The following is a 19,453-nucleotide window of genomic DNA, read 5'->3' as shown; positions in this document are numbered from 1 at the left end:
GTCGCGCCCGGCCCTCGTCGACGAGCACCGCGGCGCACCTTCGCCACGCCGCGCCCGCCGGGTCGGGCACCGACGTCCGCACCGCGCGCCGGCCCGTCGCCGCAACGACGGTGGCGGCCTCCTGCTCCAGTTCGGGATCCTCGACCGCGATGATCACGTCGTCGGGGCCGGCGGGCCCGTCCGTCTGCTCGTCCATGCCCCGAACCATGCACGGGAAGCACGTCGGCGGCGCTTCAGAAGGGGCGTCGAAAAGCCCTGATTGTGGATGAATCGGGCCCTGTGGAAAACCGCCCCATTCGCTGCTCCCGGCACCCGTCCGGCGCTCACCCGACTCTCGTCCGGGGTCAGGAAATAGCGACGCCCCGCGCCGGGGGGGGATGGCGCGGGGCGTCTAACCCGGCTTCGGGGGGGGTGAGCCGGGGGCGGCCACACTGTATGTCGGGGCCAGCCAGGACAAGTATGACACAACACCAGAAGGCTGCCAACCTGAACGGAGAATGGTTCCGCCCCACCCTTTTCGGCGGCGAATCGCCGGGCGCACCAGGCAGGGAGCACCGCGCGGCGCTCCGGACGCTCCCGGTGGATTCGTCACGTCGCTATGCTCGGGATCGTGACCGCAGAAGAATCCCGCCGCACGGCCGCGCCCCGCGGCGCCGCGCCCGTGGCCGCCTTCTTCGACCTGGACAAGACGATCATCGCCCGCAGCTCGGCCTACGCCTTCGGCCGCCAGTTCATGGAGTCCGGGCTGCTCACGCCCTCCGGCATGATGCAGATGGCGTTGGGCCAGGCCATGTACATTTCCGGCGGCCACGACCACGACCAGATGGAGGCCGCCCGCGACCAACTGTCCGCGATGGTCACCGGCTGGCGCGCCGATCACGTGCGCCGCATCGCCGAAGAGTCGCTGCACCAGGTGATTTCGCCGTACGTGTACAAGGAGGCCATCGAGCTGATCCGGCACCACCGGGCGCTGGGCCACGACGTCTTCATCGTGTCGGCGTCGGCCGCCGAGCTGGTCGAGCCGATCGCCGCCGCACTGGGCGTGCGCGAGTGCGTGGCCACGCGCCTGGAGGTCGTCGACGGCGTGTACACCGGCGAGGTCCCCTTCTTCTGCCGCGGCGGCAACAAGGCCGCGGAGCTGCGCCGCATCGCCGCCGATCGCGGCTACGACCTTTCCCGCTGCTACGCCTACTCCGATTCGGGCACCGACGAGCCGATGCTCTCCGTCGTCGGCCATCCCGTCGCGGTCAACCCCGACAAGCCCCTGCGCAAGATCGCGGAGGAGCGCGACTGGCCGATCCGCATTTTCCGCAACCCCGAGCCGCTCTTCCGCCGCACGGGCCCCCGCGTGACGGGCATCGCCGCGGCGGCCGTGGGCGCGGCCGCGCTGGTGGCGGGCATCGTTGCTTCTCGACGCAACGGGGACAGCGACTAGCCGCCACCCCGAAAAGACGCCGCTACACGGCTTCGGCGATGCCCCTCGCCTCGACGGCGCCGGCCTCGAGACCGGCGAGGTGCAGCAGAATCCAGCGGCGCACGCCCTCCGGGTCGCCGGAGGCGAACGCTTCCGCGGCGGCGCGGTATTCGTCCCGGTGCCTGGTCCAGTACACCTCCGGCACGCCGAGGCCGCGGGGGTCGGAACCGCCGGCGATCGTCGTCAAGCGCGACGCCGCACGCGCGACGATGCCGTTGTTGTCCGCGAAGGGGCGCATGGTCAGAAGCTCGCCGTGGACGACGGCGGACAGGACCGTGTCCGGCACGGACGTGCCGCCGGAGACCAAATCGCCGAGCAGGTGCAGGCGCTGCTCCTTCATGGCCGCCGACAGCTTCTCGTCGCCGACCGGGCGGCCGGCGTCGGAGGACCGGGCGTCGGTCGGGGCGTCGGCGAGCTCCGGGCCGGTCGGCGAGGCGATGAGCGCGAGCCGGGCCAGCACCTGGATCGGCGCGCGGCGCCACACGCGGACGGTCTCGTCGATGGTCTCCGGGGAGATCGGGTCGGCGGCGCGGAGGGCGGCGGCCAGCGTCGGGTCGGTGACGTCGCCTTCGGCGGGCATCGCGGGCTCGCCGCCCTCCAGCCACGCGGAAGCGCGGGCGCCGCGCAGCACCGACTCGGACCCGGTGACGTTCCATTTGCGCAGGTTCGCCCGGTGCCGGTGAACGCCGGAGACGGCGTCGGCGGCGCGTTGGGCGGCCTCGGCGACGCCCTCCAATTCCATGAGGGGGGCGAGCGGGTCGGGGCGGGAGGTTCCGTCGGTCATGTCCCCAGATTAGGGGCGGGGCCCGGCGCCGCGGACGAAAGCCCGCGAATCCGCCGCGGGCTCCGGGGTGAATCGCGGTGAAATTCTCGACCGGGCCGCGCGGAAGCAGCGACAATGGGTAGTATTGCCGGGAGAGTTGCGCCGTTGTCAATGGCGGGACGGGTTTTCCGGAGGTCCCCGAGCGGGCGCCCCACCGGGATTCCAGCAGCATCGACCCACCGAGTACCGCATCGATTTACGCAGGAGGACGCACGTGAGCAGCGACAACAAGAAGGGCCTTTTCACGGATGGCAGCACGGCCGTGTCGCCGCGCGTGACGGCCGTGCCGCTGAGCGACGTGGACACCCACGCTCCGGGCGAGGCCAGCATCGGCACCCTGGTGCAGTCCGCGTCGGCGCAGGTGTCTTCGCTGGTTCGCGCCGAGGTCGAGCTGGCCAAGGCCGAGCTCGCCGGTGAGGCCAAGAAGGCCGGCGTCGGCGCGGGTTTCTTCGCGGTGGCGGGCGTCGTGGCCCTGTACTCCTCGTTCTTCCTGTTCTTCTTCCTGGCCGAGCTGCTCGCCGAGTGGCTGCCGCGCTGGGCCGCGTTCCTCATCGTCTTCGTCGTGATGCTCGTCATCGCCGGCGTGGCGGCCTTCCTGGGCCTGCAGAAGGTGAAGAAGGTCGGCAAGCCGGAGAAGACCATCCAGTCGGTGCAGGAGCTCAAGACGGTCATCCCGTCGTCGGGCCAGTCCCGCACCACCCCGTCGCACGCCACGTCCGACGGCCTGTACACCTAACCCGACCAACGAGGACCGCGGCGCACGCCCCGAGCGCGCGCCGCGGTCACCGGCATCGACGCGAGGAATGACGCGGTGAACGGCGAATTTCCCGGCGGCGCCGACGCCCCCGCCCCGCACCCCGACGAGGTGCTGCTGGACGGCCCGTGGACCCACCGCATGGTCCACGTCCGCGGCCAGCGGCTCCACGTCGCCGAGTGCGGGGCTTCGTCGTCGCCGCTGGTCCTTTTCATCCACTCCGCCACGGGCGGCTGGTTCGATTGGCGGCGGGTGCTGCCGCTGTTGACGGACCTGCCGGTGCACGCCGTGGCGGTGTCCCTGCGCGGGTACGGGACGTCGGACCGCACGCCGTCGGGGTACCGGCCCAATGCCGCGGCCGACGACGCCGCGGGCCTGATCCGTGCGCTGGGCCATTCCCGGGCGATCGTCGTCGGGCAGGGTTACGGCGCGCTGGTGGCGTGGACGCTCGCGGCGCGGGCGCCGAAGCTGGTCTCCGGCGTCGTCTCCTGCGGCATGCCGCATCCGGTTGCTTGGCGACGGGAAGCCCTCCGCCGACCCTTCTCCAGGCCGTTGCGGGCGTCCTGGGCATTCGGCAAGTACGCGACCGTCCTGGGCACGTTGCGGCCGGGCAAGCGCTCGGCCCCGGACGTCGTCGCCGACGCGATGAAACTGGCCGGGCCCGGTTTCGCCGACACCCCGGACGGCGTGGAATCCGCCCGCCTGATGGAGCGCTCGCTGCGGGCGGGCGCCCTCTCCCCGGCGCTGCGGCACCTGGAATGGCTGGCCGCCCCGGCGGGGCCGTCGTGGCGACGCTGGATGCGGGTGCTGTCGCGGGCCACCATGCCCCCGACGTGGATCGTCGTCGGCGCCGGTGACCCGTTGGTCAACGAGCGCACGCTCGAGGGGACCCACGCCATCGAGTCGGTGACGCTGCCCGGCATCGGCCACTACCCGGCGCTGGAGGCCCCCGACGAGGTCGCGGCGGTCGTCGTCGCGGCGGTCCACCGGGAGCACCCGGATCTCATCTGACGCTCCTCCGACGCCCCGCCGGGCCGCCTACTGCGCCACGCACTCGCGGGTGTCGACGGCCTCGATCGCGTCGCGGGCGGCGTCGATGTGCGCCTGCGTTTCGGCGGCGGTCAGGGCGTACCCGGTCTGGTCGTCGTTGACTCCCGCCCCGAAGACCACGCCGAGTGCCTCGCCCTGCGGGGTGATCAGCGGGCCACCCGAGTTTCCGTGGCGGACGTCGGAGCGGAGGATGTACGCCTCGCGGTCGTGGCGGCTGGCCGCGTAAATGTCGGGGCCGCGGATGAGCAGCTTCTCCTCGATGCGCGCCGCCGTCGCGGTGAATGGCCCGGACTCGGGGAAGCCTAGCACCACCGCACCTTCGCCGGGCGTTCCCTCGCCCTGAGCCCACGGCAGCGGGTCGAGCGGCAGGTCCCAGGCGCGCAGGATCGCGATGTCGTCGAGCGGGTCGAAGTGGATCACCCGGGCGTCGGCCATGCCGGCGACGGTTTCCAGGCTCACCGTCTCCACGCCGGCGACGACGTGGGCGTTGGTGACCACCAGGTCGGGCGCGACCACGAAACCCGTGCCCTGGAGCATCCGGCGGCACTGCGGCGCCTCGCCGAGCACGCGCACGATGGACGGGCGGATGCGGTCGACGACGGCCTGATCGATGACGGCGGGGTCCGCCGGGGTGTCATCGTGGACGGGCCGCTGCTCGAAGGGCGCGATCGCCGCGGGCACGCCGGAGTCGTCGATGCGGCGGACGATCGACGAGGGCAGGCCGGCCAGCGATTCGGGGGCGACGTCGTCGACCGTGGCCAGCACGGTGGACCCGCGGATCGAATCACCGAACTGGCCGGGCAGCACCGTGGCCAGCGGCAGCGCGACCATCCAGCTGACCAGCAACGCGGCCACCGCCTGGATCACCGCACCGAATCCGGAGTCGAGGCCGACGGCCATCGGCGAGCGCATGCGGTTGCGCAGCGATTGCCCCGCCACCCCGCCGACCGTGTGGCCGACGACGACGAGCCCGATGAGCACCGCCACGCCGATGATCAGCCGCGCGGCGCGGCCCTCCACCAGATCCATGGCGGGCGGGGCGAGTTCCAGGCCGACGATGCCGCCGGCGATGACGCCGATGATGGACAGCGCCGACGCCAGCGCGCCCTGCCGCCACCCCAGCCCCATCGCGCCTAGGACGATGAGCATGAGCAGGACGTCGAGCACCAGCCCGCCGTCGATCGCCGCCATCATCGTTTCGCCCCGTCCATTCCGAAAGTCTCGCGATTCGCCGACCGCGCGAGGGTTTCGCGCAGGTCGAGCACCGTGCCATCATCCCACGGCTCCGCCCAGCCGGCGCCTTCCAGCAGGTGATCGAGCACGCCGCCGGTGAATCCCCACACGACGAAGTCGCCGACGCGGAACGCCGGGCCGGACCAGCCCTCCCAGCCGACGCGGATTCGGTTGGCGGGGTCGACGAGATCCGAGATGCGCACGGGCAGCACGGCGTCGGTTTCGTTGCGGTCGACGGCGTGCAGGTCGTGCGGCTCATGCCAGTAGGCGAGCACCGGGTGGACGGCGAAGCCGGTGCGGCTGATGTCGATGGGGTCGAGCACCTTCAGCGGCGTCACCGCATCCGGCCGCAGCCCGGTCTCCTCTTCGGCCTCGCGCAGCGCGGTGTGCACCGCGTCGCGGTCGCCGGGGTCGCGGCGACCGCCGGGGAAGGACATCTGTCCCGCGTGGCGCCTCAGCGTCGGCGCCCGGTGGGTGAGCACCACCAATGCGTCATCGGGCCGATCCTGCGCTGCGGCATCGCCGCCGAGCAGCACCAGAACGGCGGATTCGTCGGGATTGCGCAGCGGTTCGTCCAGCGTCGACGCGGCCCGCCGCAGTGCGGTCAGCCCCGGGTCCTCGCCATCGCCGAGGACCGGCGCGAGCCACGGCGGGACCACCTCGATGGTGTGGTGGACGGGCTCGACGCCGGGCACGCCGGCGCCTTCCTCTCCCCCGCCGATCACGCGAGGGCCCCGCGGACCGCCGCGTCGAAGTCCTCCACGGATTCGAACGCCCGCGGCAGCACCTCCGCCACGGTGCCGTCCGCGCGCAGGACCACGGTGATGGGCACGACGCGGGGCAGTTCCAGCGCCGGGCCGACGGCGTCGAAGCCGTCCTGGTAGGAGACGAAGGACGACACGCCGAGGTCTTCCAGCAGCGCCGATCCGCGGGACTCGCTCGTGGCGGCCTGAACGCCGACGACGCGCACGTCGGGGTTGGCCGCGGCCCATTCCTCCAGCACCGGCAGCTCCTCGCGGCACGGCGCGCAGTTCCACGCCCACACGTTGACCACGGCCGGCTTGCCCGCCAGCGCCGCGGCGACGTCGATCTCGCCCTGGTGGGCGGCGCCGAGGCACGGCAGCGTCACGCCCGCCAGCGGTCCCGTTCCGGTGACTCCCGGCGCGGGCTCGGGGCATTCGGGCCGGTCGGCCACGACGTCCTCGGCCAACTCCTCCTCGCCCGCCGCCCCCGTGGCGTCATCGCCGCCGCCCATGGTCTGCGACACGGCGAACCACAGCACGGCCACGGTGCCCAGCACGGCCAGCAGCACGGCGATGATGGTCGACGTCCGCGCCGACCCCCGCGGCACCGACGTCGGCCCCGCGGGCTCGCCGATCGGGCCGGGCTCGCCCGCGCGGGCGGTGTCGTCGCGATTCCTGTCGTCGTTCACGCCGTCACGTCCTCAGATCGATCGTCGTCAAGCTCCGGGGCCTCCCCGGGATCCTCCCCCAACCCGGCCATGGCCAGCAGGTGCTCGCGGTCGGGGGACTTGACCAGCTTCTCCGCCGTCTCCGGCTCCGCGGGCCCCGCCAGACCATACGACGGGCAGTCGGCCGCGAGGAAACACGCCCCGCACGCCGCACGCCGCGAATGGCACACGCGGCGGCCGTGGAAGATGATGCGGTGCGAGAACCACGTCCACTCTGGGCGCTCGATGATCTCCATCATTTCCCGCTCCACGCGCACCGGATCCTCGAGCTCCGTGAACCCAAGCCTCCGGACGAGCCGCCCGAAATGCGTGTCCACGGTCAGCCCCGGCACGCCGAAAGCATTGCCCAGCACCACGTTCGCGGTCTTGCGCCCGACGCCCGGCAGCGCGGTCAGCGCCTCCAAGGACCCGGGCACCTCTCCTCCGTGCCGCTCCACCACGCCCTGCGCGAACCCGATGATGTTCGCCGCCTTCGCGCGGAAGAAGCCGGTCGGCCGGATGATCTCCTCGACCACCGCCGGCTCCGCCCCCGCCAGTGCCGCGGCATCGGGAAACGCCTCGAACAGCGCAGGGGTGACCATGTTGACGCGCACATCCGTGCACTGCGCCGACAGGATCGTCGCCACCGTCAGCTCATACGGGTCCCGGAAATCCAGCTCGCAATGCGCATCGGGGTACGCCACCGCCAACGTGCGGTTGACGCGGCGGGCGCGCCGCACCATGCCGAGGCGCGTCTCCCGCCCCGTAGCCGCCGGATGCGTCCCGGGCCTGCGCCGCCGCGTGCCCGTCAGCGACCCCCGGGGGCGGGTCGGCTGCGGCATCGGCACTGGGTTCGCGGGCATGGCCACATCCTAGCGACCCCACCGGATCCGCCCGGGCACGTTCGAATCCGGCTGCCGCGCCAGGTCCCGCGCATTGCTTTGCGACGCCCGCCGATTCCCCGATAAGTCCCCGGACCCCTCACGACGGGGGCAACCGATGGGCGCACCCGCTCCGGGTCACGTGAACGGTCGCCGAATCCCGAAAATGCCCCCGCACCGCCCTCACCGGGGGTTCCGGGGCGGCTCACGTGCGACGCGGGCCGTCGTAAAGCGGAAAAAGGCCCGCTTTGGCGCGTCACCCCTTCCACACGAAAGAGGATATTCATCTAAAGTGGGATTCGTCACAAAGAGGTGCGGCCAGACGCCGCCCAACTGCGTCGTGCCGAAAACCGGCCCACCCCAGCCTCACCACTCGACGCCGCGATCTGGCACGCGACAGGACAGGAGAACAACACCGTGGACGATGTACAGGAGATCCTCTCCCGCGCCGGAGTCTTCCAGGGAGTCGACCCGGAAGCGGTCCAGGCCCTGCTCACCGAACTCGAAACGGTCCGCTTCCCCCGCGGCACCACCATCTTCAACGAGGGTGAGCCGGGCGATCGCCTGTACATCATCATCGACGGCAAGGTGAAGCTCGCCCGCCACTCCTCCGACGGCCGCGAGAACCTGCTGACCATCATGGGCCCCTCCGACATGTTCGGCGAGCTGTCCATCTTCGACCCGGGCCCGCGCACCTCGTCGGCCGTCTGCGTCACCGAGGTCACCGCCGCGTCGATGAACTCCGACCTGCTGCACCAGTGGATCGACGACCACCCGGACATCTCCGCCCAGCTGCTGCGCATGCTGGCCCGCCGCCTGCGCCGCACCAACAACTCGCTGGCCGACCTCATCTTCACCGACGTCCCCGGCCGCGTGGCCAAGGCGCTGCTGCAGCTGGCCAACCGCTTCGGCACCCAGGAAGGCGCGAACCTCCGCGTCACCCACGACCTGACGCAGGAAGAGATCGCCCAGCTCGTCGGCGCCTCCCGCGAGACCGTGAACAAGGCGCTCGCCGAGTTCGCCCACCGCGGCTGGATCCGCCTCGAGGGCAAGTCCGTGGTCATCTGCGACACCGAGCGCCTCGCCCGCCGCGCCCGCTAGGCGCCGCCGGCACCGCACGCGAAAAAGCGCCGCCCCTCTCGATGGGGGCGGCGCTTTCGTACGTCGTAAAGCGGAGGCGGACGCTACTGCGACTGCAGGTAACGCATGGTCACGCGGGTCGACTGCTCCGCCGCGTGGCGCAGCACCGGGTCGACGTCGGTGTAGATCTCGTCGACGATCTGGCCGACGGTGGCGTCCTCGCCGAGCTTGTCCATGGCCTTCTTGACCTGGTCCAGGCGCTGCTCGCGGCGCTCGATGTACTTCTGCGTCATCACCGTGATGTCCGGGAGATCCTCGCCGTGGCCGGGCAGCAGGCGCACGCCGTCGCCGCGGTCCTGCAGCAGGTGCAGCGTCTTGATGTACAGGCCCAGATCGCCGTCGGTCTCGGAAATCATGGTGGTGTGGCGACCGGCGATGGTGTCGCCCGTCATGATGCCCTCGACGTCATCGTCGCCGTCGCCGGTGTGCACGAAGAAGCACACGGAATCGGCGGTGTGGCCCGGGGTCTCCACGACCTCCACCTGCGGGGTGACGCCGTCGAGCACGATGCGCTCGCCGTCGGTCAGCGGCTCCGCGTCGCTGGAGCAGTATCGCTCGTCCAGCGCCCGAACGGGGGCACCGGTGAGCTGGCGGAAGCGGTGCGCGCCATCGGCGTGGTCGCCGTGGCGGTGGGTCAGCAGGATCAGCGCGACGTCGCCCGCGTAGCGGTGGAGGACGTTGAGGTGGCCCTCGTCCTCCGGCCCGGGGTCGACGACGATGCTGCGCTCGTCGCCCTCCGCCTTGATGACGTAGGCGTTCGTGCCCTCCAGCGAGCTGTAGCTGGGGTTCGGGCACAGGACGACGCCGACCGACTCGGTGATGGGACGCAGTTGGCTGTACGCGGGATGCTCCATGTCCCCCATCCTACGTGCCCGGGCCGGGGGATTCGCCGCCGACCGCGTCACACGTCCGGCGGCGTCGCCGGGCGGGTCCGGTCAGGAACGGACCTGGACGATGATCTCGACCTCGACCGGGGTGTTCAGCGGCAGCTCGTTGACGCCGACGGCGGAACGGGCATGCTGGCCGGCGTCGCCGAAAATCTCGCCGAACAGCTCGGACGCGCCGTTGATGACGCCGGGCTGGCCGTTGAAGCCGGGGGCGGAGGCGACGAAGCCGGTGACCTTGATGATCCGCTCGACGGCGTCGATGCCGACGAGGTCGTCGACCGCGGCCAGCGCGTTGAGCGCGGCGATGCGGGCGGCGTCCTTGGCCTGCTCGGGGCTGACCGACCCCTGGCTGTCCGACTGGCCGGCGGCGGAGATTTCGCGGACCTTGCCGGCGGCGAGAAGTTCGCCGTCGACGAAGGGCAGCTGGCCGGAGGTGTAGACGAGGTCGCCGACGCGCACGGCTGGCACGTAGGCGGCGACGGGCGCGGCGACGGCGGGCAGTTCGATGCCCAGTTCGCGGAGGCGGTCGGAGACGGCGGTGTTCGAGGCGGACACGGTCACTCCCCCTTGGCGCGCTTGAGGTAGGCGACGTGCTGTTCGCCGGTCGGGCCGGGCAGCACGGTGACGAGTTCCCAGCCGTCCTCGCCCCAGGTGTCGAGGATCTGCTTGGTGGCGTGGGTGAGAAGCGGAACGGTGGCGTATTCCCAAGTTGTGCTCATGCTCACACAGTAACCGCCCGCCCCGTCTATCGTTGATGGGGTGAGCGACGACGGCGCCCGGGCGGGCTCGGGATCAGGTGCGGGGGACGGCTTTGCGACGTCCCGCGCCTCGTCGTCCGCCGAACCCGGTGCGGCGGCCGTGCACGTGATCACCGGCAAGGGCGGCACCGGCAAGTCGACCATCGCGGGCGCATTGGCGCTGCGGCTGGCCACCGGCGGGGGCCGCGTGCTCCTCGTCGAGGTGGAGGGCCGCCCGTCGATCGCGGCGACGCTGGGGTTGCGGGAGTTCCCGCGGGAGCCGGAGAAGGTGGCCTCCGCTCTCGGCGGCGGCGAAGTCCACGCCTGTTCGCTGGACGCCGAGGCCGTGCTGGAGGACTATATGTCGTCCAACGTCGGGTCCTCGCTGGCCATCGCTGCGGCGCGGCGGTTCGGCGTCACGGAGTTCGCCACGGCCATCGCGCCGGGGCTGCGGGACGTGCTGCTGTCGGGGTACATCGTCGCGGAGGCGCGGCGCGGGGATTGGACCGCCGTGGTCGTCGACGCGCCGCCGACGGGACGGGTGGCGCGGTTCCTCGACGTCACGCGGGCGCTCGGCGACATCGCCACGTCCGGCCCCATCCACCGCCAGGCCGCCGACACCGCCGCCTTCCTGCGGTCGGCGTCGACGCGGGTGCACATGGTCGCCCTCGCCGAGCCGCTGCCCGTCCGCGAATCGCTGGAGGCGCTGGCAGAGCTGTCCGCGGCCGCGCTGCCGCTGGGCACCGTCGTGGCCAACCGAATCCTCGCCGACGACGTGTGCGACGCCGCGCTGTCGCTGTCCCACGAAGACGTCTCCGCCGTGGCCCGCGATCTGGCCGCACGGGAGGGCGACGGGGCGTCGTCAAGCGAAGAAACCCTGGCCACCGCCCTGCTGGTGGAACTCGACGACGTCGCCGCCCGCGCCCGTGTGCAGCGCCGCTCGCTGACCGACCTCGCCGCCGAATGGCCCGGGCCCGTCGCGAGCGTGCCGGCGCTGGCCGGCGGCGTGCGCATCGAGGGGCTTTACGACGTCGCCGAACTCCTCGGCGACCTGGATCACCGGGAGGTGCGCGATGCGTGACCCGCGGGTGATCGTGATGGTCGGATCCGGCGGCGTGGGCAAAACCACCTCCGCCGCGGCGCTGGCCGTCGGGCTGGCGGAGTCCGGGCTGCGCACCGTCGTGCTGACCATCGACCCCGCGAAGCGGCTGGCTCAGGCGCTCGGGCTCGACGAGCTCGGCGGCGCACCGCAGCCCGTCGCCGGGCAGGACGGCCTGCACGCCCTGATGCTCGACCAGAACGCACGGTTCGGCGCCCTGCTCGCCGAGGCCGGCGCGCCCGAGCTCGTGGACAACCGCGTCACCGTCACCGTCGCCCGCAGCTTCGGCGGCCTGCAGGAATACCTGGCCATGGACCTGCTGTCGCAGCTGCACGACTCCGGCGAGTGGGACGCGATCGTCGTGGACACCCCGCCGGCGCTGTCGGCGCTGGACTTCCTCGACTCCGCCGACCGCGTGCGGCGGCTCGTGCGGCACCCGCTGATGCGGCTGCTCACGTCGTCGTCGACGCTGGTGGGCACCGGCGTGATGCTGCTGGGGCAGATCGTCGGCAGCGACACCCTGGCGCAGGCCGCCGCGTTCGCCCGCGGGCTGCGGCCGGTCGCCGATTCGATGCTCGTGCGATCGCGGACCATGCGCGACCGGCTGGGCGAGTCCGGCGAATTCCTCGTGGTCACCGCCCCCACCGCGGAGGCGCTGCGCGAGGCGCGGTCCTTCGCCGACTCCCTCGGTTCCCAGGGGCTGCCCGTCACCGGCGTCGTGGTCAACCGCACCCACCAAGTGCCCGAGGCCTTGCGCGGCCGCGAGCTGGATTGGGGCGACGGGGATGGCGCGGACGTCGAAGGCGGTGCGGACGGCGCGGCGGCGGGTGCGGACGGCGCGGCGGCGGCGATGCGGTTGATCCACGAGTCCCGCATCGAGCTGGCCACGGCGGAGGAGAAGCAGATCAAGCGGTTCGTGCGGCGCTTCCCCGGGGTGCCGCTGACGCACGTGCCGTCGGCCCGCGGCGGCGTGACCAGCCTCGGCGACCTGCGGCGGCTGGCGGAGCGGATCCTCCCCGCGCTGGGATAGCCGCCTTTCCGGTCGGCAACGGCGAAACCCCGGCGGATCGGATCGATCCACCGGGGTTTCGGAGCTGATGCGCTCGATTTGGCGGCTGCGGCCGCCGGGCCTTACGCCCGGCGCGCCTTCTGCGCGGCCTGCTGCGCCGCGACCTGCGAGGCGTAGAAGTCGGCCCAGCTGGTCACCTCGGGGTGCTCGCGGAGCATGGCGCGGCGCTGGCGCTCGGTCAGGCCGCCCCACACGCCGAATTCGACGCGATTGTCCAGCGCGTCGGCGCGGCACTGCAGCACGACGGGGCAATGGCGGCAGATGACGGCGGCCTGGCGCTGGGCGGCGCCGCGGACGAACAGTTCGTCGGGGTCGATGTCGCGGCACTTGGCGCGGGTGACCCACTCCTGTCGGTCGCGGAAGCCGTCGACGGCGTTGTCGCGATCCTCCACGAGATCGCCCACGCGGGCGGTTCGGGTCCGGTCTGGGATAGTGGCGGTCATCATGGCCTCCTTCGGCATTTCGCGGTCCCCCCGTTTCGGACGGCGGGATGGTTCCCCGTTCCCGCATGTGGGGTCGGGGTGCGGTGTCGCCCGGCGCGTGGTGCTGCCTGCCCGGCGTCTCCGTTACCAGTCCGGGAGGGTTCCCGGTGCTGATTCCGTGCTGATTTGTTGTTGTAAGTCTATTCACACAATTTAGACAATGTCATCCAGGTCACATCTCGGGGGTGAGCGTGACACATATCGCCAGGTCGTTCCACTTCGGGGCGATGTGAACGGGGGTGACCCCCGACTCCCCCGTCATGTAACGCTCGCGGCAAATGCGCTGTTTTCAGCAGTTCCCCCGTTCACCTCACGTCGCCACGCTTGCTTTGCGACGCCCATCGCCACGCCCCCGCCCGCGCTTTCCCGTACGCCGGGGAATTCCCGTGGGGAGCCCCTCCCACTAGGGTTGGTCGGGTGAACGTGGGACGAAATCTGCTGAAGCTCGCCGTGGCCGTGGTGCTCGCCGGGCTCATCGTCGCCGCCGCGATCTTCCCCGCCGCCGGCGGCGGCGGGTATCTGATGTCGCGCACCGCCGACGATCTGGCGATGTCGTCCCGCTCCGTCATCGGCGGCGAGGCCCCCGAGATCACCACCATCACGGACGTCAACGGCGAACCGATGGCGTGGCTGTACGAGCAGCGCCGGACGTCGGTCGAGGAGTGGCAGATTTCGCGGTCGATGAAGGACGCCATCGTCTCCATCGAGGACCGCCGCTTCTGGGACCACTCCGGCGTCGATTGGCAGGGCACGCTGCGCGCGGCGCTGGCCAACTTCACGTCGGGGTCGGTGCAGCAGGGCGCGTCGACGATCGAGCAGCAGCTGATCAAGAACTACACCCTCTTCGTCGAGGCGGAGTCCGAGGCCGAGCGCCGTGCGGCCACCGCCACCGACTACGGCCGGAAGCTGCGCGAGATCCGCATCGCCCAGGATCTCGAAGACGAGATGACCAAGGAAGAGGTGCTCACGGGCTACCTCAACATCGTCCCCTTCGGCAACGGGGCCTTCGGCGTGGAGAACGCCGCGCAGACCTACTTCGGCATTCCGGCCAAGGATCTGAACATCCCGCAATCGGCGCTGCTCGCCGGCCTGGTGCAGCAGACCTCCGGGCTGAACCCGTACTCGAATCCGGACGGCGCGATGGCGCGGCGCAACGACGTGCTCAACGCCATGGCGGACACGGGGGCGATCACGCGGGCGCAGGCCAACGACGCCATCGCCACGGATCTTGGCGTGCTGCCGGAGCCGAACCGGCTGCCGCAGGGCTGCATCGCCGCCGGCGACCGCGGTTTCTTCTGCGATTACGTCATCGACTACCTCGCCGACCATGGCCTGGACCGCACGAAGCTCGCCCGCGGCGGGTACACGGTGCAGACCACCCTCGATCCGGCGGTGCAGGACAGCACCCAGCGCGCGCTGCGCGAGCAGGCGTCACCGACGGTCGGCGGCGTCGCCGAGGTGATGAGCATCGTCGAGCCGGGCGCCGAGTCCCGCCGCGTGTTGTCGATGGCGTCGTCGCGCGTCTACGGCCTCGACGCCGAGGCGATGCAGACGGTCCAGCCGCAGCCGTTCACTCCGGTGGGCAATGGCGCGGGGTCGGTGTTCAAGATCTTCGCGGCCACCGCCGCGGTGGAGAAGGGCATGGGCATCGACACCTATCTGCCGGTCCCCCGCCGCTACGAGGCCTCGGGCCTGGGCGACGGCGGCGCCGCGGGTTGCCCGCCCGGCCTGTACTGCGTGGAGAACACGGGCACCTTCCCGGCGTCGATGACGCTGCGCGAGGCGCTGGCGAAGTCGCCGAACACCCCGTTCGTGGCCATGAGCGAGCAGGTCGGCGTCGACGGCGTGATGGACATGGCCGTCCGCCTGGGCATGCGCTCCTACACCGAGCCGGGCAGCTTCGACGGCGAGTCGTCGGTGGCGCAGTACGTCTCGAACAACACTCTGGGTTCCTTCGTGCTGGGCCCCACGCCAATCAATGCGCTGGAGCTGTCCAACGTCGGCGCGACGCTGGCGTCGGACGGCATGTGGTGCGAGCCGAACCCCATCACCGAGATCAAGGACCGCGACGGCAATCCCGTGCAGATCGACCAGCCCGCCTGCGAGCGGGCCGTCGACGCCGGCGTGGCCCATGCGATGGCGCAGGCGCTGTCGGCGGATTCGATCGACGGCACCGCGGAGGACGCCGCGAACTCGGTGAACTGGGATGGCCCGGTCGCCGCGAAGACGGGTACCACCGAATCGAACCAGTCGGCGGCGTTCCTCGGTTTCACCGCGGGACTGGCCGCGGCGGTCTACGCGTACAACGACTCGCCCACGGTGACGGAGCTGTGCACGTCGCCGCTGCGCCAGTGCTGGTCCGGCGACCTGTACGGCGGCCGGGAGCCGGCGCGGACGTGGTTCTCCGCGATGGCCCCGATCGTCGAGGACCACGGCGGCAAGGTCCTGCCCGAAATGGCGCCCGAGTACGGCGCCGGCACCGCGAAGGCGTCGTTGCCGCAGGTGGAGGGCATGCAGGAGGCCGACGCCCGCAAGACGCTCGAGGAGGCCGGCTACAAGGTGGAGTCGGTCACCGCCTCACAGACGGGCCGCCCGCGCGGCACCGTCACGGGCGTGCGGGTTCCGGGCCTGCTTCTCGACGGCGGCACGGTCACCCTCGAAGTCTCCGACGGCACGCGCCGCCCGCCCCCGCCGCGCACGACGCAGGCGCCGGCGCCCCGCCCGAGCCCCGGCGGCGGTGGTGCGCCGAGCGTCCCGGATTCGATCAACATCCCGGGCTTCGGCCGCATCCCCCTGCCGCGTTAGTCGGGCCCCGCAGCCAGATGCTGCGGTGCCGCTGCTCGAGCCCGGCCCGCGATTCAGCCGCGTCAGCCCACGATTGAGCCCCTTTAGCCCTGCAGCCGCGCCTTCACGGCGCCCGACAGGCGCTTGCCGTCGACGCGCCCGGCGGCCTTGGTCTGCGCCGCCTTCATGATCTGCCCCATCTGCTTCATCGACGCCGGCTCATCGCCGCACACCTCGGCCACGGCGCCGTCGACGAGGGCGTCGAGCTCGGCGTCGTCAAGCTGCTTGGGCTGGTAGCGGGCGAAAATCTCGGCCTCCGCGAGCTCGTTGTCCGCCAACTCCTGGCGCCCGTTCTCCGCGTACATTTCGGCGGACTCGCGGCGCTTCTTGATCTCCCGCTCGACGACCTTCAGCACCTCCGCGTCCGTCAGCTCGTGCTTGGTGCCGGACACTTCCTCGGTCTGGATCGCGGCCTTCAGCATCCGCAGCGCGCCGACCGTGGCCTTGTCGCGGGCCTTCATGGCGGCGGTCATGTCGGAAACGATGGTTGCCTTCAGTTCGCTCATGGCAAAAACTCTACGCAGCATCGGCCCGCGCGTGCGGCGCCCCGCGCGAACGACGCCGGGACGTCCGGGCGGGGCGGTAGGTTGGGGGCCGTGCCGCACACGAAGACTTTCGCTTTCCGACGCCCCCTGCCCACCCTCCCCACCCGCCCCGCCAGATTCGGCGGGAAGGGCGAATCGGCGGGGGCGGTGGGCGTCGTCAAGCGAATCGCCCTGGTCACCGGCGGAGCCATGGGCGGCCTGGGCCTGGCGGGGGCGGCGACCTTCCTGTACGCCAACCAGATCGAGCTGAAGGCGTTCCGCGTCAAGCGCGTCCGCGTGCCCGCCCTGCCCGCCGGCAGCGGCCCGCTGCGGATCCTGCACCTCTCCGACTTCCACATGACGCGGTCGCAGCGGAAGAAGCAGCGCTGGATCGCCGGGCTCGAGGCGCTGCAGCCCGACCTGGTGGTCGACACCGGCGACAACCTCGGCGGCGCCGACGCCGTGCCCGGCGTGCTCACCGCGCTGGGTCCCCTGCTCAACCGGCCCGGCGTGTTCGTGTTCGGCACCAACGACTACTTCGGCCCCAAGCCGCTGAACCCGCTGCGGTACCTGACCGGCAAGAAGCGCAAGCCGTCCACCGAGAAGCTGCCGTGGGAGGGCATGCGCGCCGCGTTCATCGAGCGCGGCTGGCGCGACGCCACCCACCGGCGGCTGGAGTTCGTCGCCGGCGGCGTGCGCCTGGCCATCACCGGCGTCGACGACCCGCACCACGGCCTCGACGACTACGACTCCGTCGCCGGCGCCCCCAACGCCGACGCCGACCTGGCCATCGGCCTGTCGCACTCCCCCGAGCCGCGCGTCCTCGACCGCTTCGCCGAAGACGGCTACGACCTCGTCCTGTCCGGCCACACCCACGGCGGCCAGGTGTGCCTGCCGTTCGAGCGGGCCATCGTGACCAACTGCGGCATCGACCGGTCGCGGGCGTCGGGGCTGTCGCGCTGGACCGAGCGGATGTGGCTGCACGTGTCCAACGGACTGGGTACCTCCCCGTACGCGCCGGTGCGCCTGTTCTGCCCGCCGTCGGCGACGCTCATCGAAGTCGTCGCCCGCGAGGGGTAAACGACGCGGCAGACGCGGAGAGGCCGGCGGACTCGGCAGAGGCCCGCGAGGGCGGCAAAGCCGGTGGACGCCATGAAGCCCGCGAGGCCGTGGCCCGGCGTGAATCGGGTCAGCGGCCCCCGCGCCAGCCGCCGCCTCCGGCGCCGCCGCCATGTCCGGGGCCATTTCCGCCGCCCGGACCGCCGCCGGTGCCCTCGAACGCCGCGAGGTGCCGGTGCGACGCCTCGATCAGCCGCGCGTACAGGTCCTTCAGTTCGGGATCGGAGGTCGCCGCCTTCGCCGCCTCCAGATCCGCGATGTCCTGGCGCTCGAGTTCGGCGCCGACCCGGTGCGCCTCGTCCATCGACGTCCGGCCCCGGAGAAGCCAGCCGTCGTAGAGGGCCTGCAGGTCCGGGTACGCGTACGTCCCGGCGGGCAGGTCGCCCCCGACCGGCGCGGCGCCGCGGGAGTCGAGCGCCCCGGCGACCATGCTCATGTGCTGCAGCTCGGACGCCGCGATGTTGGGCAGCTTTCGGCTGGCCGTCCACGTCGCGCCGAGGGTCGTGTACAGGTCGTGGGCCATGCGCTCTTCCTCGTGCATCTTCTGCAGCGTGGCCACGTCCTGGTTCTCATCGGGCGCCGGCGAGGTGATCGACGCCGACGCGGAGCCGAGGTCGGCGGGAATGCCGACGGGGGCGGCGACCGCGGCGGGGCCCGCCAGGATCGTGCCCGTCATCGCTGCGGCGGTGCCCAGCGCGAGAATCGTGTTCCGCGTGAAAATTCGAGACTTCAACGTCCCAACCTTTCATTCGATGCCCGGCGGAGTCGCCGCCGGGCCCGGGCCTTTCCTGGCCCGTGTGGTGGATCGCCCTCTGCGATCCACGGTCAGAATGCCCCAATTTCCATTACCCCCCAAGGTATTTTTCGCCAGCTCCTCGAGGTCACCCGCCCACCGCCACTGACCTGCAACGACACAACTCCCGGGAACCGGCCGACAACCCCGGTGAGGGGTTTATGGGCGGCACCGGGCACCAATGCCCGTTCGGACGTTCGCCGCTTCCCGCACACGGCGAAACGGGAGGGGGCCGCCCCTCGACGGCGCCGTGGGCGTCGCAAAGCAACTGCGGGAGAATCCATGAACGGCACACCGGCCGCCAACGCGAACAACCCCCCGATCTGCCGTTTTGCCTTTTCCGGCGGGGGCGGTCTAAAGTTGTCGACGTTGCAGCGTGCACCGCTGGTCCGCGATCGCGGCCCGGACACGATGTGACTTTCTTTACCGGGGTATGGCGCAGCTTGGTAGCGCGCTTCGTTCGGGACGAAGAGGCCGTGGGTTCAAATCCCGCTACCCCGACCAGGTGAAGGGAAACCGCCGCACTGCGAAAGCAGGCGGCGGTTTTCTCGTTCCGGGGGCGAGTTGCGGGGTGGGTTCGCGGCGCCGCGGGGTTGCGGGGCCGCGGGGCTGCAGGGCTGCGGGGTTGCGGGGCCGGCTTCCGCTCGGGAATTCGCCGGAGACGCACCCCCTTAGTTGCACAGCGCAGCCACACGATTTTCCGTCCTGGGCTTTTACCGACGTTCACTCGGCGTGTGGCTGCATTCTGCAACTAACTCCAATTGAACTCCGCGCCGTGGGTCACGGTTCGTCCCGCTTTACGACGCCCACGTCCCCCTCGTCCGCCGCATTTCCCCGATCGCCGGCCTCGGTGTCCGCAATGGGGTCGCCGGTCGTCGAAGTGGAGTCGGCGGCGGCGTCAGTAACGGGAGCGGACTCGGCGGTCGTGGACTCTGTCGGGGTGGAGTCGGCGGCGGGTTCGGTGGCGGGTTCGGTGGCGGCCGGGGCGGGCTTCGCCGGGATGGTGGCGGTCGCGGTCGACGAAACCTGGGTGGGCTCGGCTGCAGGGGTGGCCGGAACGCGGCGGCAGCCGGCCCCGAAGCGATCGATGAGGG

The 19,453-nt window shown here is 71.6% G+C and carries 19 protein-coding genes, 1 tRNA gene and 2 pseudogenes; 9 read left to right on the top strand and 13 right to left on the bottom strand.

The features are described 5' to 3' along the window. Positions 1–196 (bottom strand): annotated as a pseudogene (locus tag GX015_RS11130) (hypothetical protein); the annotation flags it as partial. Between the two features lie 414 nt (positions 197–610). On the opposite strand from GX015_RS11130, the gene GX015_RS11125 reads away from it, so the two are divergent. Beyond that, entirely contained in the window at positions 611–1,435 is an 825-nt protein-coding gene (locus tag GX015_RS11125) for an HAD family phosphatase (RefSeq protein WP_291345163.1), read from the top strand. A 22-nt stretch (positions 1,436–1,457) separates the two neighbouring features. On the opposite strand, the gene GX015_RS11120 is transcribed toward GX015_RS11125, so the two are convergent. After that, positions 1,458–2,258, bottom strand: coding sequence for a hypothetical protein (locus tag GX015_RS11120; RefSeq protein WP_291345162.1), 801 nt, complete (start codon positions 2,256–2,258; stop codon positions 1,458–1,460). Between the two features lie 253 nt (positions 2,259–2,511). Here GX015_RS11120 and GX015_RS11115 point away from each other — a divergent pair, with 253 nt between their 5' ends. Further along, the gene (locus GX015_RS11115; RefSeq protein WP_291345161.1) at positions 2,512–3,033 is read left to right on the top strand and encodes a phage holin family protein; all 522 of its coding nucleotides are present in this window, start codon (positions 2,512–2,514) and stop codon (positions 3,031–3,033) included. Positions 3,034–3,108: 75 nt separating this feature from the next. Next, complete coding sequence (locus GX015_RS11110) at positions 3,109–4,062, top strand: alpha/beta hydrolase (RefSeq protein ID WP_291345160.1); 954 nt, start codon at positions 3,109–3,111, stop codon at positions 4,060–4,062. Between the two features lie 27 nt (positions 4,063–4,089). On the opposite strand, the gene GX015_RS11105 is transcribed toward GX015_RS11110, so the two are convergent. From GX015_RS11105 to nth, 4 genes are read right to left on the bottom strand one after another with little or no spacing between them, the layout of a single operon-like run. Continuing rightward, positions 4,090–5,295: a MarP family serine protease gene (locus tag GX015_RS11105; RefSeq protein ID WP_291345159.1), complete on the bottom strand. Its 1,206-nt coding sequence runs from the start codon at positions 5,293–5,295 to the stop codon at positions 4,090–4,092. Next, positions 5,292–6,059 (bottom strand): CoA pyrophosphatase, encoded by a 768-nt coding sequence (locus GX015_RS11100; RefSeq protein WP_291345158.1) that lies wholly within the window; start codon positions 6,057–6,059, stop codon positions 5,292–5,294. Before GX015_RS11100 ends, GX015_RS11105 begins: the two co-directional genes overlap by 4 nt. Then, positions 6,056–6,766 carry a TlpA disulfide reductase family protein gene (locus GX015_RS11095; protein WP_291345157.1) on the bottom strand — a complete coding sequence of 237 codons (711 nt, stop codon included), beginning with the start codon at positions 6,764–6,766 and terminating at the stop codon, positions 6,056–6,058. Before GX015_RS11095 ends, GX015_RS11100 begins: the two co-directional genes overlap by 4 nt. After that, positions 6,763–7,626, bottom strand: a complete 864-nt coding sequence (nth, locus tag GX015_RS11090; protein WP_291345168.1) for an endonuclease III — start codon at positions 7,624–7,626, stop codon at positions 6,763–6,765. The genes GX015_RS11095 and nth overlap by 4 nt, the downstream gene beginning before the upstream one ends. Before the next feature lie 456 nt (positions 7,627–8,082). On the opposite strand from nth, the gene glxR reads away from it, so the two are divergent. Next, positions 8,083–8,766: a CRP-like cAMP-activated global transcriptional regulator GlxR gene (gene glxR, locus GX015_RS11085; protein WP_048743503.1), complete on the top strand. Its 684-nt coding sequence runs from the start codon at positions 8,083–8,085 to the stop codon at positions 8,764–8,766. An 83-nt stretch (positions 8,767–8,849) separates the two neighbouring features. Here glxR and GX015_RS11080 read toward each other — a convergent pair whose 3' ends face one another. The 3 genes from GX015_RS11080 to GX015_RS11070 all read right to left on the bottom strand — a co-directional run bounded on the left by GX015_RS11080 (position 8,850) and on the right by GX015_RS11070 (position 10,411). After that, a complete protein-coding gene (locus tag GX015_RS11080) occupies positions 8,850–9,659 on the bottom strand; it encodes an MBL fold metallo-hydrolase (RefSeq protein ID WP_291345156.1) in 810 nt (269 codons plus the stop codon). Positions 9,660–9,740: 81 nt separating this feature from the next. Then, the gene (locus GX015_RS11075) at positions 9,741–10,247 is read right to left on the bottom strand and encodes a RidA family protein (protein ID WP_291345154.1); all 507 of its coding nucleotides are present in this window, start codon (positions 10,245–10,247) and stop codon (positions 9,741–9,743) included. Positions 10,248–10,249: 2 nt separating this feature from the next. Beyond that, positions 10,250–10,411 carry a DUF4177 domain-containing protein gene (locus GX015_RS11070; protein ID WP_141742963.1) on the bottom strand — a complete coding sequence of 54 codons (162 nt, stop codon included), beginning with the start codon at positions 10,409–10,411 and terminating at the stop codon, positions 10,250–10,252. A gap of 40 nt (positions 10,412–10,451) precedes the next feature. On the opposite strand from GX015_RS11070, the gene GX015_RS11065 reads away from it, so the two are divergent. Both GX015_RS11065 and GX015_RS11060 read left to right on the top strand, forming a co-directional pair. Then, the gene (locus GX015_RS11065) at positions 10,452–11,510 is read left to right on the top strand and encodes an ArsA-related P-loop ATPase (protein WP_291345151.1); all 1,059 of its coding nucleotides are present in this window, start codon (positions 10,452–10,454) and stop codon (positions 11,508–11,510) included. Continuing rightward, positions 11,503–12,558: an ArsA-related P-loop ATPase gene (locus tag GX015_RS11060; protein WP_291345150.1), complete on the top strand. Its 1,056-nt coding sequence runs from the start codon at positions 11,503–11,505 to the stop codon at positions 12,556–12,558. The genes GX015_RS11065 and GX015_RS11060 overlap by 8 nt, the downstream gene beginning before the upstream one ends. Positions 12,559–12,659: 101 nt before the next feature. Here GX015_RS11060 and GX015_RS11055 read toward each other — a convergent pair whose 3' ends face one another. Beyond that, positions 12,660–13,040 (bottom strand): WhiB family transcriptional regulator, encoded by a 381-nt coding sequence (locus GX015_RS11055; RefSeq protein ID WP_291345167.1) that lies wholly within the window; start codon positions 13,038–13,040, stop codon positions 12,660–12,662. Between the two features lie 456 nt (positions 13,041–13,496). Here GX015_RS11055 and GX015_RS11050 point away from each other — a divergent pair, with 456 nt between their 5' ends. After that, positions 13,497–15,884: a transglycosylase domain-containing protein gene (locus tag GX015_RS11050; protein ID WP_291345149.1), complete on the top strand. Its 2,388-nt coding sequence runs from the start codon at positions 13,497–13,499 to the stop codon at positions 15,882–15,884. Positions 15,885–15,967: 83 nt separating this feature from the next. Here GX015_RS11050 and GX015_RS11045 read toward each other — a convergent pair whose 3' ends face one another. Beyond that, positions 15,968–16,429, bottom strand: coding sequence for a GatB/YqeY domain-containing protein (locus tag GX015_RS11045; protein ID WP_291345147.1), 462 nt, complete (start codon positions 16,427–16,429; stop codon positions 15,968–15,970). 228 nt (positions 16,430–16,657) lie between these two features. Here GX015_RS11045 and GX015_RS11040 point away from each other — a divergent pair, with 228 nt between their 5' ends. Continuing rightward, positions 16,658–17,527 carry a metallophosphoesterase gene (locus tag GX015_RS11040; RefSeq protein WP_291345165.1) on the top strand — a complete coding sequence of 290 codons (870 nt, stop codon included), beginning with the start codon at positions 16,658–16,660 and terminating at the stop codon, positions 17,525–17,527. Between the two features lie 109 nt (positions 17,528–17,636). Here GX015_RS11040 and GX015_RS11035 read toward each other — a convergent pair whose 3' ends face one another. Continuing rightward, positions 17,637–18,299: a DUF2202 domain-containing protein gene (locus GX015_RS11035; protein WP_291345146.1), complete on the bottom strand. Its 663-nt coding sequence runs from the start codon at positions 18,297–18,299 to the stop codon at positions 17,637–17,639. Positions 18,300–18,786: 487 nt separating this feature from the next. Between GX015_RS11035 and GX015_RS11030 the strand changes: the two genes are divergently transcribed. Next, positions 18,787–18,863, top strand: a tRNA-Pro gene (locus tag GX015_RS11030). A 276-nt stretch (positions 18,864–19,139) separates the two neighbouring features. Here GX015_RS11030 and GX015_RS11025 read toward each other — a convergent pair. Then, positions 19,140–19,453 (bottom strand): annotated as a pseudogene (locus GX015_RS11025) (hypothetical protein); the annotation flags it as partial.

It is taken from the genome of Corynebacterium sp., from assembly GCF_012837295.1.
Lineage (GTDB): Bacteria > Actinomycetota > Actinomycetes > Mycobacteriales > Mycobacteriaceae > Corynebacterium.
The sequence above is the reverse complement of the archived record's forward strand: the minus strand, read 5'-3'. Positions and strand labels throughout refer to the sequence as shown.

Coding starts and splice junctions, on each gene's coding strand:
- GX015_RS11120 (WP_291345162.1), bottom strand. CDS start 2,258: ATGACCGACGGAACCTCCCGCCCCGACCCGCTCGCCCCCCTCATGGAA.
- GX015_RS11105 (WP_291345159.1), bottom strand. CDS start 5,295: ATGATGGCGGCGATCGACGGCGGGCTGGTGCTCGACGTCCTGCTCATG.
- nth (WP_291345168.1), bottom strand. CDS start 7,626: ATGCCGCAGCCGACCCGCCCCCGGGGGTCGCTGACGGGCACGCGGCGG.
- GX015_RS11080 (WP_291345156.1), bottom strand. CDS start 9,659: ATGGAGCATCCCGCGTACAGCCAACTGCGTCCCATCACCGAGTCGGTC.
- GX015_RS11070 (WP_141742963.1), bottom strand. CDS start 10,411: ATGAGCACAACTTGGGAATACGCCACCGTTCCGCTTCTCACCCACGCC.
- GX015_RS11060 (WP_291345150.1), top strand. CDS start 11,503: ATGCGTGACCCGCGGGTGATCGTGATGGTCGGATCCGGCGGCGTGGGC.
- GX015_RS11055 (WP_291345167.1), bottom strand. CDS start 13,040: ATGACCGCCACTATCCCAGACCGGACCCGAACCGCCCGCGTGGGCGAT.
- GX015_RS11045 (WP_291345147.1), bottom strand. CDS start 16,429: ATGAGCGAACTGAAGGCAACCATCGTTTCCGACATGACCGCCGCCATG.
- GX015_RS11040 (WP_291345165.1), top strand. CDS start 16,658: ATGGGCGGCCTGGGCCTGGCGGGGGCGGCGACCTTCCTGTACGCCAAC.